The following is a 16,208-nucleotide window of genomic DNA, read 5'->3' as shown; positions in this document are numbered from 1 at the left end:
GCAACGACCGGTGGGAAGGACCGGCCTCGGAATCGACCGGTCGTGGGAACGGTCGGTAGTGGGAACGACGGGTAGTGGGACGGTCGTCGTGGGAACAGCCGGCCGCACCGGCAGGCCGTGAGCGGGCGCCTGCCGCGCGGCCGTCGCCCGCTCACGCGGGTCCTGCAGGGTCCGTGTTCCCCCGAGGAGACCTGTCCGATCGGGTGATCGAGGTGACCGCCCCGGTGACCCCGGCGGGGTTCCTGCCGCTGCTCGTCGCCTGGCCGGGGCTCGACACCCGGTCGGGCCCGCTGCTCACCCCGGCGCTGCTCGCCCTGGCGGCGGCTTGCGTCGCGGTGGCCATCGCGGGCAAGTTCGGTGCGTGCTGACTGGCGGGCGGGAGCGACGCCGACACGTCGTAGGTCGGCGTGCCGACGAACGCGCCCGGACCGGTACGGCTGACGGCGTCGGGCCGGGCGGCCCGCCGTGCGGAGGTGGTGCCGGTCAGCCGACCAGGGCCGTGGCGCGCACGTGGGCGCGCCGCTCCGGGGCGACCAGGTGCTCCAGCCGGTGCCGCCACATCGTGGCCAGTCGGTCCGCCGGGTCGCCCCGACTGGTGATCACGGTCATCGCCTGCGCGCCGATGACCGCGGCGGCGATGCCGTCGGCCTCCTCGCGGGTGTCCAGGGAGGGTCTCACCTCGTCCGCCGCCACCGCCTGGCCGAGCAGGTCGCGGACCATCGCCACCAGGCTGACGAAGTGCACGCCCGCCAGCAGTTCGAACAGCTCGCTGGTGAACAGCAACCGGACCCCGACGCGGACCGTGCGGTCGGTGCGGGTGAGGGAACCCATCCGGTGGGTGAGGTCGATGAGCGTCTGCAACGGTCCCGCGCCCGAGCCCTCCACCTCCACGCGGACCTCGTGCCAGCGCCGGAAGTGCTCCTCCACGACCGCCACGGCCAGCGCCTGCTTGGAGGGGAAATGGCGGTAGAGCGCCCCTTTGGTGACCGAGATGGCGCGGCACACGGAGTCCAGGGAGGTGCCCTCGTAGCCGTCGCGGTCGAACAGCTCGATGCTCGCCGCGATCAGACCGGCCCTGGTGCGGGCACCTTGCGCCAGGTCGTTCAAGGAGTCCTCATCTCGACGGACAGCGCCATCTCGACGGACAGCGCCTTTCGATCACCCAGGGTAGGTACCCGGACACTTTCAGGTCAACACATCAGGGTTAACGGGGCGCGTGATGCAGAGTGACCTATTGGAAGTAGAGCTGTATGGCGCAAACGGCGTCTCGGTCCTGTCGCCGTTCGGGCTACTGGGCCCAGCCACCTACACCCGGATGCGTGACGTGCTGCTGAAGACCGTGCTGGCCCAGCCGACCGCCGTCGTGGTCGACATGAGCGAGCTGAGGGTCGAGCGGGACATCGCGGTCTCGGTGTTCCAGGCGGTGTGGGCGCAGGTCGCGGAGTGGCCGGGTGTGCCGATCCTGCTGGCCGGATCCCGCCGGCCGGCGGACTGGTCGCTGCCCAGCTTCGCCACCGTGCGGGACGCCCTGGCGAGCGTGGGGGCACCTCCGGAGCGCTGGGTGGTCCGGGCGCCGCTGCCGCTGCGGGGCAGCGCCGAGTTCGCGCGGCTGGTGGCGGAGGAGACGTGCCGGGTCTGGGGGCTGGACCGGATCGCCGCCGCAGCGGCCGACATCGCCGACGCCCTGGTCGGGCTGGCGGCCCGCGGCATCCGCCCGACCGCGGTGTTCGAGCGGTGGCGCGGACGGCTCGTGGTCGGGGCGAGCGAGGAGGCCGTGGTGCCGTGCACCCCGCTGGAGCTGCGCTGCGCGGCCACCGGCGCGAACCGCTGCGGCTGGTCCACCACGTGGTCCGACGGCACCCTGATGTGGGCGGTCATCGTCCCCTGAGAACCGGCGGAACGGGGTTCACGGCCGCGGTCTGCGGGGTGGCTCCACCCGCAGCGTCGCGCACACCTCGGCCCGGGCCAGCGTCGGCAGCCACGTCCGCCAAACCCGCGCGACCTGCCGTGGCACGCCTTCCGGGTCCTCCACGGCCATCGACATCAGGTGCACGCCGACGAGCGCCGCGACGACCGCGTCCGCGCAGGCGTCGAGGTCCAGCCCGTCCCGCAGTTCGCCCCGGTAGTCCGCCGTGCGCAGCAGGTCCCGCACGGTGGACGTCCACTGCGCGAGCTGGCGGTCCGCCACGTCGTCGCAGATCGGGGCCTGGAACAGCAGGCGCTGCACCACGGCCCGGTCCTGGTTGACCACGTAGCCCAAATCCACCAGCACCTGCAACGGGCTGCGGTGGATGCGTTGCAGGCGTTCCCTGGTCCTGGCCCACTCCTGCGCCTGTCGGTCCAGCACGGCCACCGCGAGGGCCTTCTTCGAGCTGAAGTGGCCGTAGAGCGCGCCCTTGGTGACCCCGGCCCGGTCGCAGACGTCGTCGATGGTGGCGCGCACGTAGCCGTCGCGGTCGAACGCGGCGGCCGCCGCGGTCAGCAGACCGTCCCTCGTGGTTGACACCCGGTCGATTGTCGTCGGCTCATCGGGCAGACCACAACCGCTGTCTGCGAGCATGGGGCGGGTGGACAGCCGACGAGCGGACGACGAGCGCCGCGCCTGGCTGCGGAGCCGGGTCCGCGGCCTCGCGGCGGACGAAGGCGTCCCGGCGGGCCTGCGGCACGTCGCCCTGACCGCCTCCGCCGTGCTGGCCGCCGGTGACGTCGTGGTCTACCAGGTGCTCGACGGCAGCCGGTGCGAACCGGTGTGGGTCACCGGCCCGGTCGGCGACCTGGTGAGCGAAGCCGAGATCACCTTCGGCGAGGGGCCCGCGGTCGACTGCCTGCGCGCGGAGCGCCCGGTGGTGGCGAGCGACCTCGCGTCCGCGGCGGAGGCGGTCCGCTGGCCGGTGTTCGCGCCGTTCGCGCTGTCCCACGGGGTCGCGGCGATCGTCACGTTCCCGGTGACGATGGGCGCGGTGGTGGTCGGCTGCCTGGAGGCGCTGCGGTCGACGGCGGGCCCGCCGACCCGCGCGGAGACGCTGGACGGGCTGCTGCTGGCGGACGTGGCGATGCTGTTGCTGCTGCGCGCCGAGCCGCCACGGCTGGGTCTGGACCGGTTCGCGGACGCGGTGGAGGCGCGCTGGGCGGCCGTGCACCAGGCCACCGGCATCACGTCCGTCCAACTCGACAGCGACCTGGGTACCGCGTTCCTCCGACTTCGGGCGCACGCCTACCTCACCGGGCGTCGGCTGAGCGACGTGGCGGCCGACGTGCTGGCGCGCCGGGTGCGGTTCCGCGTCGACCCCGACGTCGAACCCGAGGCCGGACAGCGCTGATCCCCGAAGGCGTACGACGCGGTTCCGGACAGGTTCCGCGGCTCGGCGGGGTGCGTTCGCGAGGGGTTGTATGCGCCTATTGCAAGGCATTTGCGGTTACCGGACCGGGCGCGCCGTCGACCGGCAATGCGCCCGGTCGTCCAATGGGTGGCCGGGCGCGGCGGTCAATGCCGCCGACGGGAGGCGCGCTCGATTGCGGCGGCGCGTTCCAATTCCTGCTGCGGGGTGTCCAGCACCTGCCCCAGCCAGCCGCGCCAGTACGGGCCGGGGATGCGCTTGCCGCGCTCCCAGCGGGACACTTCTTCCCTGGTGACACTGGTGTTGCCGGACGCGGCGTGCAGCCGCTCGGCCAGGTCGTCCTGGGTCAGCCCCCGACCGCGTCTCAGTTCGGCGAGGATTTCGCTGATCGGTCCCGGCAGTGGCACGGCGGCACCCTTTCCGTTCTCTCACACGGTTGTCCGGCCATTCTTCCAGTGCCGGCGTTCCGTTCGGGAAAGCATCACGGTGATACCGGCGGAACATCCTGTGCGAGTGCACGTGCAATTGCCAGCGTATCCGCATACATGCGGAATTCGGTGACCAGTCCGCGGTGCACGCTGACCGCCACCGCGAAGTCGTAGGACACCGCCGTGCCGGTCGCCTGCACCCGCGCGTGCAGCCGGCCGGTGAGCACCGCGTCCGGGCCGTCCACCACGAGGGCGCGGGTAGTGATGCCGGTCAGTTCCAGCACCGCCCGGAACGCCAGGAAGAACGACTCGACCTCGCGCGGGTTGCGCACCTCCGACGGCCACGGCGCGCCCGGCACCGGGGCCGTCCACCACCGCACGCCGTTGGCGAACAGCCTGCTCAGCCCGGCGGTGTCCTTGGCAGCCCACCGGGCGACCAGTCTCTCGACCACCATCGTGACGTCAGCGCGGGTGCGCGTCATGCGCCGTCCACGCCCGGGACCGCTCCAGCGGCTCGCCATCGGCCCACTCCGCACCCGCCGCGCACCACGTCCCGGCCACCGCCCGGCTTCCCGGTCGGGGGGTGCCGGCGGCCCGCCGGAAACCGTTGTGCGGAAACCTCTCCGGCACCGTCCGCACCGGCTTCGTGATCGGGACGACCCGCCGCCGCCCGGCATCGACCTGCGCCGGGGCCGGCGTTCGTGGCTTCCCGTACCGCGCAACACCCGAGACCCGGCCGGTTCCGGCGCGCCGGCAGAGGTGGTCCAGACCGGTAGGGCAGGTGGGCGGCGCGGGGGTGATCGGTGCCCCCTGGCACCGCCGGCACGGCGGGTCGAGATCGGCTCGGCGGATCGCCTCGGCCGGTTCCCGCTCGTCCTGGGAACCCAGCGGCGTCATCCACACCTCCCGGCCGTCGCGCAGGCGCGGCGCGGGTGCGGGCACCTGTCGGTACATGAGTACTCCTCCAGGGGCCGGCTGTGCGCCGCCACGCCGTCGGAGACGGAAGTGATCACTCGGCACAGCCTGGTACGGACCGCAGGTCCGACCCAGGGGCCAATGTCGTCCTCCAACGGCGGAGTCCACCCGAGTGGTACCAGCGGTGCAGGGGCCGCCCTGCCGCGCGCCGCGAGTTTGATCGCTGCTACCGCTCGAAAACAACTGTGAGGTGCGGCGATGGCGGAACAGGACCGTGTGCCCGCGCGCATCGGCGTGGGCGACGTGGTGCGGTTGGAGGCGGAGACCGAGCGACTGCGCGGTCTGGACTACCGGCACGGCGGCGGTTCGTGCCGGGACTCGGTGATCGCCACCGCCGCGTGGAACGACCAGCTGCTGCGGGCGAAAGCGACCGCGACCGCGCGGTCCCGACTGCACGTGGCGCTGGCCGACGTGCACAACCTCGCGGGGTGGACGTGCTTCGACACCGGCCTGGAACAGGCCGCCACGAAGCACTGGGACCGGGCCCTGGAGCTGGGTGCGGTGGTCGGCCACCAGGACCTGATCGCCAACATCCACTACCGCGCCGGCCGGATGCGGCTGCACAACGGCCGACGCCGCGATGCGCTGGAGGTGTTCGACCTCGGGGTGGTGGCCGCGAAACGCGCGCGTTCCCACCACGCCACCGCGATGCTGCGGGCGAACCAGGCGTGGGCGCACGCCGGCCTGGGCGACCAGGGCATGGCGCTGATCCGGCTGCGCCAGGCCTACGAGGAGTTCGCGCAGGCCACGGTGAGCGCCGTGCCGAGCTGGGCGCGGTTCTTCGACGAGACGGACCTGTCCGCGCTGACCGGTGTCGTGCACACGGAACTGGCCCGCACCGTCGACCCCTGCCACACCGCCACCGCGATCCCGGCGCTCACCGCCGCCATCCTGGGCTACCCGGACGGCATGACCCGCAGCCGCGCGCTGAGCCTGATCGCGTTGACCGCGAACCACCTGCTGGACAACGACTTCGCGCACGCGGACCTGGTGGGCCGGCGGGCGGTCGCGGCGGCGGGCCGGGTCAGCTCGATCCGGGTGGCCGACCGCCTGCAACCGTTGCGCCACCTGGCCGGCCGCTACCGGGGCGATCCGCACGCCCGACAGCTGGCCGCGCGGATCGCCGCGTTCACCCCCGTCCTGTGACCGCTGCCCGGACGTGCCCGGTGACCGCTGCCCGGACGGCGACCCCGACCCGGGTTCCACCGACGCCGCCGGGAGCGCCTCCCGTCACGCTCACAGCAGGGCGTCCAGCATCATGAACGCGGCGACCGCGAGCAGCACCACCGCGAACACCCGTTGCAGGGCCACCGCGTCCACCTTGGCCGCCAACCGCTTCCCGTCCCACGCGCCCAGCAGGGCGGTGGCGGCGAACGGTCCCACCAGCGCCCAGTCCACCGCCGCCACGGTCCCGATCCGGGCGGCGAAGGCGACGGCCGCGTTGGCGGTGATCACCAGCAGGCTCGTCCCCACGGCGGCCGACATGGGCACCGCCAGCACCCCGACCAGCGCCGGCACGGCCAGGAAACCGCCGCCCACGCCCAAGAACCCGGTCAACGCGCCGAGCCCGGCCCCAACCCCCGCCGCCCGCGCCGGCCGCGCCGCGCCGACCGGACGCGTCGGCCGGCGCAGCACCAGCACGGCCGCGACCGCCGCCACCGCCGCGAACATCCCGGTCAACACCGCCGCCGGCACCCGGTGCGTGAACAGCCCCGCTGCCGCCGCCGGCAGCACACCGGCGGCGGCGAACAGCACGCCGAGCCGCCACCGCACGGCACCCGCCCTGGCGTGGGCGGCCAGCGCCGTCGCCGAGGTCGCGACCACGATCAGCAGGCCGGCGGTCGTCGCCTGCTGCGGGCTGAAGCCCAGCAGGTAGATCAGCGCCGGGACGGCCAGCACGCTGCCACCGCCGCCCAGCGCCCCCAGCGACAGCCCGACCACCGCCCCGGCGACCAGGGCGAGCACGACGACCGTCACGACGAACGGGTTCCGGCGAACCGCGTCCAGTCGTCGTCGATGTGCACGACGTCCCGCCCGGCGCGGTGCAGGAGGCCGGCGGCGATGCCCGCCCGGTACCCGGACGCGCAGTGCACCCACACCTCACCGGACGGCACCTCGTCGATCCGCCGCACCAGGTCGTGCAACGGGATGTGGAGCGCGCCCCCGATGTGCCCGGCCCGGTACTCGTCGGCCCGCCGCACGTCCAGCACGACCGACCGCTCGGCACGCTCTGCCAGGGCGTCCCAGCCGACCCGCGGGTAGCCGGTCGTCGGGAGCCCGTCGGTGTCGCCGACCGACGGGCGGTCGACGCCGATCCGGGACAGGTCGCGGATCGCCGCGCGGACGTCGTCCTCCGAGCCGACCAGGGTGACCGGCTCGCCCCAGGGCAGCGTCCAACCCAGGTAGGTGGTGAAGTTGTCGCCGTACTCGACGCTGACCGTGCCCCGCACGTGGCCCGAGGCGAAGGCGACCCTCGAACGCAGGTCCACCACCCAGTGCCCGGCGTCGATGCGCGACCGGACTTCGTCGGGCCGCAACGGTTGCGGCACGGTCAGGTCCGGCGCGCCGGGGCCGACCCGGTTGAGCGGGGCCATGTGCGAGTAGTACGACGGGTACGCGGTCAGTCCGGCGATCAGCGTCTCGACGAAGTGCTGCTCGTCCTCGTCGGTCAGCGCGTGGTTGGTGGTCAGTTGCTCGCCGATGGTGGAGGCCTGCGCGCCGGTCGCCGGGCCGGACGAGCAGAAGCTGCCGAAGCCGTGCGTCGGGTGCAGGGTGGCGTCCTCGTGCACGTGCTCCGCGAGGACTCGTGCCGAGTGGTACTGGGCACGGGTCAGGTCGACGGTCTTGTCCGGCGCGACCAGGTCCGTGCGGCCGACCGAGCCGAACAGCAGGCTGCCTCCGGAGAACACGGCCTGCTGCCGGTCGTGGGTGACGACGTAGGCGAGGTGGTGTTCGGTGTGGCCCGGTGTGGCCAGCGCGGTGACCTTCATCGAGCCGACGTCGAACTCGTCGCCGGGGTGCACGGGCCGCCGCGCGTAGGAGACGTCCTCGGCCGCCGCCACCAGGTAGGCGGCGTCGTGGCGGCGCGACAGCTCCAGTCCGCCGGTGAGGTAGTCGTTGTGCACGTGGGTCTCGGCGACGTGCGTGATGCGCACGCCGAGCCGCCGTGCCAGGTCCTCCACGCGGTCGATGTCCCGCTGCGGGTCGACCACCAGCGCCGCGGTGCCGTCGTGCACCAGGTAGCTCCGGTCGCCGAGCGCGGCGGTGTCGATCATCTCGACGTTCATGTCCGCACCTCCGTCATATGTCCGTACATTATGCCGGAGGTGCGGCGAAGGGGGGTCAGCGGGTCGTCACGGACCTGGTCAGCCGGCGGCCGCGGGCCGCCGAGAACTCGGCGGTCACCGCGAACCGGTCGCCGCGCACCATGGTGTGCCGCCACTCCACCGGCCGGTCCGCCGCCAGGCCCTGCCGGTGGATGGACAGGCACGCCACGTCCGGCCCGCACTCCAGCAGGGCGCGTTCGGCGGCGGTCGGCACCACCGCCTTGATGTTCTCCCGGCTGCCGTCGAGCCGGACGCCGGCCCGCCCGGCCAGCACCGCGTACAGGCTGGTGCGGGTGAAGTCGGCGGTCAGGATCGGCGCGGCGAGTTCGGCCGGCAGCCAGGCGCGGTCGATCGCGAACGGCACGCCGGCGGCCAGCCGCAGCCGCTCCAGGTACACCAGCGGGGTGGACCCTTCGAGGTCGAGCTGGTCGGCGATGACCCCGTCCGCCCTGACGTCGAGCACCCGGACGGCGCTGCGCTGCTCCAGGCCGGCCGCCTCGACGGACGCGAACAGGCTGTAGAGGGTGTCCAGCGGCTGCTCGACGTCGGCGGCCGGGCTGACCCTGGGCTGCCGGCCGCGCTCGGCGACCACCAGCCCGTCCGCCCGCAGCCGTTGCAGGGCCTGCCGCACGGTGTAGCGGCTGACGCCGTAGTCGTTCATCAGGGCCAGCTCGCCGGGGAAGCCCGCGCCGAACTCGCCCGCCCGCAGCCGGCTGACGAGGTCGTCTTGGAGCTGGCGCCACAGGGGGTGCGGTCCGGACCGGTCCAGTGCTCGGGGTGTCACCCGGGCAGTTTGGCACTGCCGTGTCCTCCGGGGCGGATCACCGCTGGCGCAGTTGTGCGGACACTCGTCCGGCGGTACGGGATCCACATGCACCTGGGTAGCGAGGTCGTGGCCGACCGGCCTGATCGGCGTGACGTGGTGGTGCGCGGACCGGGTGGGGAGAGCGCACTTCCCTGCACCGTGGGTGTGGCGCGCCTTGCTGTGCACACCTCTTGCACAGTCTTTGACTAAAAGTGCATGATTGCGCCACGTTGAGTGCAGTCGTGAACAGGTAGTCGAGACGGGAGGGGTGTGCGGTGGGGTTGGTGGTGGGCGTGGACGTCGGGGGCACGGCCACCAAAGCCGTCCTCACTGATGGTGACCGCGTCGTCGCGCACGCCTCCCGTGCGACGCCACGCCCCGGCCCGGACGTCGTCGACCGCGTGCTCGACGTGGTGGCGGAGCTGGTCGAAGAACTCTCCGACCCTGCCGACCGCGCCGACCCTGCCGACCGCGCCGACCCTGCCGACCGCGCCGACCCTGCCGACCGCGCCGACCCTGCCGACCGCGCCGACCCCGCCGACCTCGCTGAACGCGCCGGTCCGACCGGTCCCGCCGGGCCTGCTGCGCGCACTGACCTCGCAGAACCCACCGGCGGAGCCTGCGGCGCCGAGTCCGCTGGACGCGACGCGCCGGCGGTGGGGGTCGTGGTGCCGGGCATCGTGGACGAAAAGCGCGGCGTGGCGGTGTGGTCGGAGAACCTGGGCTGGCGCAACGTCCCGTACGCCGCCCTGCTCGCCGAACGCCTCGGCCGCCCGGTGGCGTTCGGGCACGACGTGCGCGCGGGCGGGCTGGCCGAAGCGACAGCGGGTGCGGGCAGGGGCGCGCGGGACGCGTTGTTCCTGCCGTTGGGCACCGGGATCGCGTCCGCGCTGATCCTGTCCGGTCGCGTGCACGACGCCGGCGGCTACGCGGGCGAGATCGGGCACGTCGACGTCGGCCACGGCGAGCCGTGCGCCTGCGGGCGATCCGGCTGCCTGGAGGCCATCGCCTCGGCGTCCGCGATCGCCCGCCGCTTCACCGTCCGCACCGGACGGCACGCGCAGGCCGTGGAAGTGGCGGAACTCGTCGCCGCCGGGGACGCCGACGCGCGCGAGGTGTGGCGGGAGGCGGTGGAGGCGCTGGCGTTCGCGCTGGCGTGGACGGCGAGCGTGCTCGCACCGGAGGTGGTGATCGTCGGCGGCGGGCTCTCGGCCGCCGGCGACCTGCTGCTCGGCCCCCTGAACGAGGCGCTGGCGCAGCGCCTGACCTTTCAACGTCGGCCGCGTCTGGTGGCGGCGGAACTCGGAGGGCTCGCCGGATGCCGTGGCGCGGCCCTGCTGGCGTCTAGGAGAACACCGTGCTGAGGCCAACTGCCGCGATCGTGTCCGCCGCCGTCGAAGGCGGGCACGGGGTGGGCGCGTTCAACGTCATCCAACTGGAGCACGCGTCCGCGATCGTGGCGGGAGCGGAGCAGGCGGGCACGGCGGTGCTGCTCCAGATCAGCGAGAACTGCGTGCGCTACCACCGTTCCCTGGCCCCGCTGCTGGAGGCCGCGCTGGCTGTCGCCGCGGAGTCGTCGGTGCCGGTCGCCGTGCACCTGGACCACATCGAGTCGGCGTCGTTGGTGCGCACCGGTGCGGCGCACCGGATCGGTTCGGTGATGTTCGACGCCTCCACCGAGCCCTACGGCGAGAACGTCGCAACGACAAGGGAAATCGCCGAGTTCTGCCACGCGCGCGGCATCTGGGTGGAAGCGGAGCTGGGGGAGGTCGGCGGCAAGGACGGCGTGCACGCGCCCGGCGTGCGCACCGATCCCGGTGAAGCCAGGGAGTTCGTGGCCGCGACCGGTGTGGACGCGCTGGCCGTCGCGGTGGGCAGCTCGCACGCCATGACGACCCGTGACGCCCGACTGGACTTCGACCTCATCGCCGCGCTGAAGTCCACTGTGGACGTACCCCTGGTGTTGCACGGCTCGTCCGGAGTGTCCGACGAGGACCTGACGCGCGCGGTCCGTTCGGGCATCACGAAGGTGAACATCTCCACGCACCTCAACAAGGTCTTCACCGACGAGGTGCGCAACCAGCTCGACGACGGGAACCTCGTCGACACGCGCAAGTACCTCGGGCCGGCCCGCGACCGGATGGCGGACGAGGTCGCACGGCTGCTCGGCGTGCTGGACGCGGTGCCCGCCGGGAGCGTGCGGTGATCGTCACCGTCACGCCCAACCCCGCGCTGGACGTCAGCTACCGCGTGGACAAGCTCGCCCCCGGCACCACCCACCGGGTGCGCTCGGTGCGGGAACGGGCCGGCGGCAAGGGGTTCAACGTCAGCCGCGTGTTGCACGAACTGGGCGTGGCGACGCTGGCGATCGGCCCGGTCGGCGGGGTGCTGGGCGAGTCGATCCGCGCGGACCTGCTGGCCGCCGGGATCCGGCACGCCCTGCTCGCGGTGGACGCGCCGACCAGGATGACCGTGGCCGTGGTGGACGAGGAGGACGCCACCCTGTTCAACGAGGCGGGCGCGGCCCTGCTGGACACCGAGTGGGACCGGCTGCTGGACCTGGTGCGCGCCCGGCTGGTCGGCGCCGACGTCGTGGTGTGCTCGGGCAGCCTGCCGCTGGGGTCGCCGCGTGACACGTGCGCGCGGATCGTCGGGATTGCCCGTGACGCCGGGATACCGGTGGTCGTGGACACCAGCGGCCCGGCTCTGCTGGCCGCTGCCCAGGCCGGGGCGGACGTGGTGAAGCCGAACGCCGCCGAATTGCGCGAGGTGGTCGACGCGGACGACCCGGTGGCGGGTGCGGAAGCGCTGCGCGCGGCGGGGGCGGGAGCCGTGGTGCTGTCGTCGGGTCCGGACGGGATGGTCGCGGTGACCGGCGAGGGCCGTTGGCGCGCGATCCCCCCGTTCCCGGTGCGCGGCAACCCGACCGGCGCCGGCGACGCGGCCGTGGCGGCGCTGGCGAACGGCCTGGTGGAGCAGTCGTCGTGGCCGATGCGGCTGCGGGCGGCGGTGGCGTGGTCGGCGGCGGCGGTCGCCGCTCCGGTGGCGGGCAGCGTCGACCTGGCGTTGTTGCACCGGCTGTACGAAGAGGTGGCTGTCGAAGCCTTCTGAAGACATGCGCGTCGGGAACACTTCTGCGCATCTGTAATGTGCATTAATGTTCGTGCGCAGGAGGTAGCCAGTGAATCGGTATGAACGGTTGAACGCGCTGCTGGAGCTCTTGGCCGAGCGCGGCAAGATCGAGGTCGACGACATCGCCGAGGAGCTGGACGTCTCCGGCGCGACCATCCGGCGCGACCTGGACCACCTCGCCGAACAGCAGCTGCTCACCAGGACGCGCGGCGGCGCGGTGGCGCACTCGGTGGCCTACGACCTGCCGTTGCGCTACAAGACGGTGCGCCGCGCGGGGGAGAAGCAGCGCATCGGGAAGGCCGCGGCCGAGCAGGTCGCGCGCGGGGCCGTGGTCGGCATGAACGGCGGCACCACCACGACCGAGGTCGCCCGTGCGCTGATGACCAGCGCGGACGTCGGTGGCGCGGAAGGCGACGGGGTGATCACCGTGGTCACCAACGCGCTCAACATCGCCAACGAGTTGGCCGTGCGGCCACAGGTGAAGCTGGTCGTCACCGGCGGCGTGGCGCGCCCGCAGTCCTACGAGCTGATGAGCCCGTTGGCGGGCAGGATCCTCAGTGGACTGAGCCTGGACGTGACGTTCCTCGGCGTGGACGCGATCGACCCCGACGCGGGCGCTTCCGCCCACCACGAAGGGGAAGCGGACATCAACCGGATGCTCGCCGAACGGGCGCGCAGGGTGGTCGTGGTGGCCGACTCGTCCAAGATCGGCGCTCGGGCGTTCGCGTCGATCTGCGCGATCAGCCAGGTGCACGTGCTGGTGACGGACACCGAGGCCCGCGAGGAGGACGTGCGCCGGTTCCGCGAGCGGGGCGTCGAAGTCGTTCAGGTTTGATGCCGGCCAGTGCTCATTTGATGCACTTGTGAACATATCTGCTCATCGCAGGTGTACTGCAAGGGACGGGTCGTCGGCCCCCGGTTGGACCGCATCAGCACGGTTGGGTAAGGCATCTGGTTGTCATGGGTGTCCGTGCGGAACAATCACCGGCTGTGGGCGAGGACAACGCAGAGCTGCTCGCGGCGGCCGCGCGGGGGGACCAGGCGGCGTGGAACGAGCTGGTGGCCCGGTACGGGGCGCTGCTCTGGTCCGTTGCCCGGGGCTTTCGGCTGAGCACCGCCGACTGCGCGGACGTCGTGCAGAACACCTGGTTGCGGCTGGTGGAGAACCTCGATCGGGTGACCGAGCCGGAGCGGTTGGCGGGGTGGCTGGCGACCACCGCGCGGCGGGAGTGCCTCCAGCTGCTGCGGCGGGCCGGCCGGCGGCGGGAGAGCGACGTGCCGCCGCCCGAGGTGGTGGACGACACGCCCCCGCCGGACGAAGGGCTGCTGGTCGCCGAACGGGACCGGGCGCTGTGGCGGGCGGTGGACCAGCTGTCGGACAAGTGCCGGCAGCTGATCCGGACGTTGATGACCACACCGCCGTTGAGCTACCTGGAGGTGGCGGCCCTGCTGGACATGCCGGTGGGCAGCATCGGGCCGTCGCGCAGCCGGTGCCTGGAGCAACTGCGCAAGCTCGCCGGGGAGCTGTGATGGACGACGACGAGCTGATCGAGCGGCTGCGTGCGGTGTCGGCGGAGGTGGACCCGGTGCCGGTGTGGGTGGAGCTCGCCGCCCAGGCGGCGCTGGCCACCCGGCGGCTGGACGAGGAACTCGCCGAACTCACCCACGACTCGTGGGCGGACACGCCGCAGCTGGTGCGCTCCGACCACGGTCCGCACCTGCTGTCGTTCGAGATCGGGGCGGTGTCGCTGGACGTGCAGGCCGACGCGGGCGTGCTCCGGGTGCTGGTGGCCGGCGCGTCCGGGGACCTCGTCGTGGAGAGCCCGACCGGCGAACGGACCGCGCCCATCGGCGCGGACGGCTGGGTCTCGGTGTCCGACCTGCCCCGCGGCGCGCTGCGGCTGCGCGTGACGGGTGACGACGGGCGGATCGTCGTCACCCGGTGGTTCACCGCGTGAGCCGGGGCCGCCTCCCGGCCCTACAGCGGAGCGGGGGAGTTCGCCTCCCGCACCAGCACGCTCGGTGAGCCGGTCGCGTCGGCGGGCACCGCCCACACGTCGTTCACGCCGTCGCTGCGCTGCATTCCGTAGGCGATGGTGTCGTCGTCCAGCCACGTCGGCTGGTCGTCCACGCTCCGGGTCTCCGCCAACGGCGTGACCTCCATGGTCGCCAGGTCCAGCGTCGACAATCGCCAGCCCTGCTGCGGATCACCGTTGACGGCCGCCTTGTACGCGATCCGCCTGCCGTCCGGGGACAGCGAGGGGCACTCCACGTTGTCCGCCAACGCCTTCACCGTCCGCGCCGCGAAGTCGCCCTCCACCAGGTAGCGGTGTCCGCCGGTCGACATGGTCGCGTAGAACCGGTTGTCGTCGGCGGCGAACGTGACACCCCAGTAGTTCCGGTCGACCGCCTGCACCGGTCGTCCGTCCACAGTGGAGGTGAACTCCTCCAGTGACTGCACCAGCGTCCCGGTCCTGGTGTCCAGGATTCCCGTGCTGGTGGAGAACCCGTTGGCCGCGTAGGAGTGCCCGTCCACGAACAGCGTCCAAGCGACCATCCGCCCGCTGCCCGACACCCGGGTCCGGTTCGGGAACCCGGTCAGCGGCACCGTCCGCGTCTCCCGCGACGACGAGTCCAGCACGGCCAGCTCACCGGCCTTCAACGCGCTCACCGGGCGCAGGCACGCGGTCGTCCCGCCGGCCGAGTACGCCCGGTCGCACCGCTGCCCGGTCACCTCGCGGGGCCCGGACGGGTCGTTCCACGACACGGTGGACAGCTTCCCGTTGCTGAGCACCTGCAACCGGGGTCCGGTCACGGTCCCGGACTGGATGTCCGGCTCCGGGGAGGCGGACAGGGACGTGTAGCCGATCGCCACCCCGGCCAACGCCAGGGCGGCGACGGCGGTGACGGCGAGGCGGGCGCGGGTGGAGAGGGAGTTCACGGTCGACGTCCCAACAGTGCGGCGGTGGCGGCCAGGGCGAGGGCCACTCCGAGAGCGGCCAGGCGGGTCGCGGTCTCCGGACCCCAGAACTGCCAGACGAGCCCGAACAGCACGGAAGAACCCAGGTACGCCAGTGCCTGTCCGCTCTGCACCAACGCGATACCGGTGCTGCGCAACCGTTCGGGCAACAGCGGGCCGGCCAACGCCATCAGCACGCCGTCGGTCGCCGCGTAGAAGAACCCGTAGAGCACCAGGACGACCGCGATCAACGGCCGGCCGCCCAACGGCCCGAAGATCAGCAGGTACACCGCGATCAGCGCGACATACCCGCCCAGCACCACCGGCAGCCTGCCGACGCGATCGGCCAACGCGCCCAGCGGTGCGGCCAGCAGCAGGTAGACCAGACTCGTCCCCACCGCGAGCAGCGGGAACCAGCCGATGGACAAGCCCTCCCGCTTCTGCAGCAGCAGGTACACGAACCCGTCGCCGACGGTCGCCAGACCCAGCACCGAAGCCGCCAGCACGATCCGACGAACGCCCCTGTCCCGCAACAAACCCACTACGGCAGCCGGACGCACGGGAGCGGCCGGCACGGCGGAACGGTGGTCCCGCACGAACATCACCAGGACCACCACGCCCAGCGCGGCGACGCAGAAGCTGGTCACGAACACCGCGTCGAACGAGTCGGCCGCTGCCGCCAGCACACCCAGTGCCACCAACGGCCCGGCGAACGCGCCGATCCCGTCCATCGCCCGGTGCACGCCGAACGCCCGCCCGAGGTCGGCGGTCGGGGTGGACAGCGTGATCAGCGCGTCCCGCGGTGCGGTCCGCAACCCCTTGCCCGCCCGGTCGGCGGTGATCACCGCGCCCAGCAACGCGGTGGACGTGCCGGCGGCGAGCAGGCCGAGCTTGGCCACCGCCGACAGCGCGTAGCCGAAGCCCGCCACGGCTTTGCGCTTGGTGGTCCGGTCGGCCAGGTAGCCGCCGACCAGCCGGAGCAGGGTGGTCGCCCCGGTGTACACGCCGTCGATCACGCCGTAGGCGGCGGGGCTGAGCTGGAGGCCGACGACGAGGTAGAGCGGCAGGACGGCGGTGACCATCTCCGACGAGACGTCGGTGACCAGGCTGACCGCGCCGAGCGCGAAGACGTTGCCGCTCAGCCCTCGCCAGCTCCCGGTCCTGGGCCGGTCGATGGTGGACAGGTACACGGCGGGACCTCCTTTCCGGGCGGGGTGCCGCACCCGGCGGCGAAGACCGGGTGCG

20 protein-coding genes are annotated in these 16,208 nt (G+C 73.0%); 10 read left to right on the top strand and 10 right to left on the bottom strand.

Annotation, left to right across the window (positions count from 1 at the left end):
• The first annotated feature begins 203 nt into the window (after positions 1-203).
• A complete protein-coding gene (locus FHS29_RS33450; protein ID WP_184698180.1) occupies positions 204-368 on the top strand; it encodes a hypothetical protein in 165 nt (54 codons plus the stop codon).
• 115 nt (positions 369-483) lie between these two features.
• Here the strand turns inward: FHS29_RS33450 and FHS29_RS33445 are convergent, their stop codons facing one another.
• A complete protein-coding gene (locus FHS29_RS33445) occupies positions 484-1,107 on the bottom strand; it encodes a TetR family transcriptional regulator (RefSeq protein ID WP_184698177.1) in 624 nt (207 codons plus the stop codon).
• Positions 1,108-1,315: 208 nt separating this feature from the next.
• Between FHS29_RS33445 and FHS29_RS33440 the strand changes: the two genes are divergently transcribed.
• A complete protein-coding gene (locus tag FHS29_RS33440; protein WP_184698174.1) occupies positions 1,316-1,888 on the top strand; it encodes a hypothetical protein in 573 nt (190 codons plus the stop codon).
• An 18-nt stretch (positions 1,889-1,906) separates the two neighbouring features.
• Here FHS29_RS33440 and FHS29_RS33435 read toward each other — a convergent pair whose 3' ends face one another.
• On the bottom strand, positions 1,907-2,506 hold the full coding sequence (locus FHS29_RS33435) for a TetR family transcriptional regulator (protein ID WP_184698171.1): 600 nt from the start codon (positions 2,504-2,506) through the stop codon (positions 1,907-1,909).
• A 61-nt stretch (positions 2,507-2,567) separates the two neighbouring features.
• On the opposite strand from FHS29_RS33435, the gene FHS29_RS33430 reads away from it, so the two are divergent.
• The gene (locus FHS29_RS33430; protein WP_184698167.1) at positions 2,568-3,320 is read left to right on the top strand and encodes a GAF and ANTAR domain-containing protein; all 753 of its coding nucleotides are present in this window, start codon (positions 2,568-2,570) and stop codon (positions 3,318-3,320) included.
• A 164-nt stretch (positions 3,321-3,484) separates the two neighbouring features.
• Here the strand turns inward: FHS29_RS33430 and FHS29_RS33425 are convergent, their stop codons facing one another.
• The 3 genes from FHS29_RS33425 to FHS29_RS33415 all read right to left on the bottom strand — a co-directional run bounded on the left by FHS29_RS33425 (position 3,485) and on the right by FHS29_RS33415 (position 4,720).
• Positions 3,485-3,745 (bottom strand): helix-turn-helix transcriptional regulator, encoded by a 261-nt coding sequence (locus FHS29_RS33425; RefSeq protein WP_184698164.1) that lies wholly within the window; start codon positions 3,743-3,745, stop codon positions 3,485-3,487.
• A gap of 74 nt (positions 3,746-3,819) precedes the next feature.
• Positions 3,820-4,248 (bottom strand): nuclear transport factor 2 family protein, encoded by a 429-nt coding sequence (locus tag FHS29_RS33420; protein WP_184698162.1) that lies wholly within the window; start codon positions 4,246-4,248, stop codon positions 3,820-3,822.
• Complete coding sequence (locus tag FHS29_RS33415) at positions 4,229-4,720, bottom strand: hypothetical protein (protein WP_184698158.1); 492 nt, start codon at positions 4,718-4,720, stop codon at positions 4,229-4,231. Before FHS29_RS33415 ends, FHS29_RS33420 begins: the two co-directional genes overlap by 20 nt.
• Positions 4,721-4,939: 219 nt before the next feature.
• Here FHS29_RS33415 and FHS29_RS33410 point away from each other — a divergent pair, with 219 nt between their 5' ends.
• On the top strand, positions 4,940-5,887 hold the full coding sequence (locus tag FHS29_RS33410) for an NsdA family TPR-like regulatory protein (protein WP_184698155.1): 948 nt from the start codon (positions 4,940-4,942) through the stop codon (positions 5,885-5,887).
• A gap of 90 nt (positions 5,888-5,977) precedes the next feature.
• Here the strand turns inward: FHS29_RS33410 and FHS29_RS33405 are convergent, their stop codons facing one another.
• The 3 genes from FHS29_RS33405 to FHS29_RS33395 are packed head-to-tail and all read right to left on the bottom strand — an operon-like array spanning position 5,978 to position 8,851.
• Positions 5,978-6,718 (bottom strand): sulfite exporter TauE/SafE family protein, encoded by a 741-nt coding sequence (locus FHS29_RS33405; protein WP_184698152.1) that lies wholly within the window; start codon positions 6,716-6,718, stop codon positions 5,978-5,980.
• The gene (locus FHS29_RS33400; protein WP_184698149.1) at positions 6,715-8,028 is read right to left on the bottom strand and encodes an MBL fold metallo-hydrolase; all 1,314 of its coding nucleotides are present in this window, start codon (positions 8,026-8,028) and stop codon (positions 6,715-6,717) included. The genes FHS29_RS33405 and FHS29_RS33400 overlap by 4 nt, the downstream gene beginning before the upstream one ends.
• Before the next feature lie 55 nt (positions 8,029-8,083).
• Positions 8,084-8,851, bottom strand: coding sequence for a GntR family transcriptional regulator (locus tag FHS29_RS33395; protein WP_184698147.1), 768 nt, complete (start codon positions 8,849-8,851; stop codon positions 8,084-8,086).
• Between the two features lie 296 nt (positions 8,852-9,147).
• Between FHS29_RS33395 and FHS29_RS33385 the strand changes: the two genes are divergently transcribed.
• The 6 genes from FHS29_RS33385 (at position 9,148) to FHS29_RS33360 (ending at position 13,962) form a co-directional block, all read left to right on the top strand.
• Positions 9,148-10,236 carry an ROK family protein gene (locus FHS29_RS33385; protein WP_312865211.1) on the top strand — a complete coding sequence of 363 codons (1,089 nt, stop codon included), beginning with the start codon at positions 9,148-9,150 and terminating at the stop codon, positions 10,234-10,236.
• Entirely contained in the window at positions 10,230-11,078 is an 849-nt protein-coding gene (locus FHS29_RS33380; RefSeq protein WP_184698144.1) for a class II fructose-bisphosphate aldolase, read from the top strand. Before FHS29_RS33385 ends, FHS29_RS33380 begins: the two co-directional genes overlap by 7 nt.
• A complete protein-coding gene (locus FHS29_RS33375) occupies positions 11,075-11,983 on the top strand; it encodes a 1-phosphofructokinase family hexose kinase (RefSeq protein ID WP_184698141.1) in 909 nt (302 codons plus the stop codon). Before FHS29_RS33380 ends, FHS29_RS33375 begins: the two co-directional genes overlap by 4 nt.
• Before the next feature lie 70 nt (positions 11,984-12,053).
• Positions 12,054-12,839, top strand: a complete 786-nt coding sequence (locus FHS29_RS33370) for a DeoR/GlpR family DNA-binding transcription regulator (protein ID WP_184698137.1) — start codon at positions 12,054-12,056, stop codon at positions 12,837-12,839.
• A 155-nt stretch (positions 12,840-12,994) separates the two neighbouring features.
• Positions 12,995-13,534 carry an RNA polymerase sigma factor gene (locus FHS29_RS33365; RefSeq protein ID WP_184698134.1) on the top strand — a complete coding sequence of 180 codons (540 nt, stop codon included), beginning with the start codon at positions 12,995-12,997 and terminating at the stop codon, positions 13,532-13,534.
• The gene (locus tag FHS29_RS33360; protein WP_184698130.1) at positions 13,534-13,962 is read left to right on the top strand and encodes a hypothetical protein; all 429 of its coding nucleotides are present in this window, start codon (positions 13,534-13,536) and stop codon (positions 13,960-13,962) included. Before FHS29_RS33365 ends, FHS29_RS33360 begins: the two co-directional genes overlap by 1 nt.
• A gap of 20 nt (positions 13,963-13,982) precedes the next feature.
• Here the strand turns inward: FHS29_RS33360 and FHS29_RS33355 are convergent, their stop codons facing one another.
• Both FHS29_RS33355 and FHS29_RS33350 read right to left on the bottom strand, forming a co-directional pair.
• Positions 13,983-14,945 carry a TolB-like translocation protein gene (locus FHS29_RS33355; RefSeq protein ID WP_184698127.1) on the bottom strand — a complete coding sequence of 321 codons (963 nt, stop codon included), beginning with the start codon at positions 14,943-14,945 and terminating at the stop codon, positions 13,983-13,985.
• Positions 14,942-16,153, bottom strand: a complete 1,212-nt coding sequence (locus FHS29_RS33350; protein WP_184698125.1) for an MFS transporter — start codon at positions 16,151-16,153, stop codon at positions 14,942-14,944. Before FHS29_RS33350 ends, FHS29_RS33355 begins: the two co-directional genes overlap by 4 nt.
• Positions 16,154-16,208 lie beyond the last annotated feature (55 nt).

This window comes from Saccharothrix tamanrassetensis (genome assembly GCF_014203665.1).
In the GTDB taxonomy this organism is placed as follows: Bacteria; Actinomycetota; Actinomycetes; order Mycobacteriales; family Pseudonocardiaceae; genus Actinosynnema; species Actinosynnema tamanrassetense.
Note: the sequence above shows the minus strand (reverse complement) of the source record. Positions and strands in the feature narration are given on the sequence as shown.

Bases quoted from the DNA above. Each gene is read 5' to 3' on its own strand.
- FHS29_RS33440 (WP_184698174.1), top strand. From the start codon at position 1,316: ATGCGTGACGTGCTGCTGAAGACCGTGCTGGCCCAGCCGACCGCCGTC.
- FHS29_RS33410 (WP_184698155.1), top strand. From the start codon at position 4,940: ATGGCGGAACAGGACCGTGTGCCCGCGCGCATCGGCGTGGGCGACGTG.
- FHS29_RS33420 (WP_184698162.1), bottom strand. From the start codon at position 4,248: ATGACGCGCACCCGCGCTGACGTCACGATGGTGGTCGAGAGACTGGTC.
- FHS29_RS33360 (WP_184698130.1), top strand. From the start codon at position 13,534: ATGGACGACGACGAGCTGATCGAGCGGCTGCGTGCGGTGTCGGCGGAG.
- FHS29_RS33400 (WP_184698149.1), bottom strand. From the start codon at position 8,028: ATGAACGTCGAGATGATCGACACCGCCGCGCTCGGCGACCGGAGCTAC.
- FHS29_RS33415 (WP_184698158.1), bottom strand. From the start codon at position 4,720: ATGTACCGACAGGTGCCCGCACCCGCGCCGCGCCTGCGCGACGGCCGG.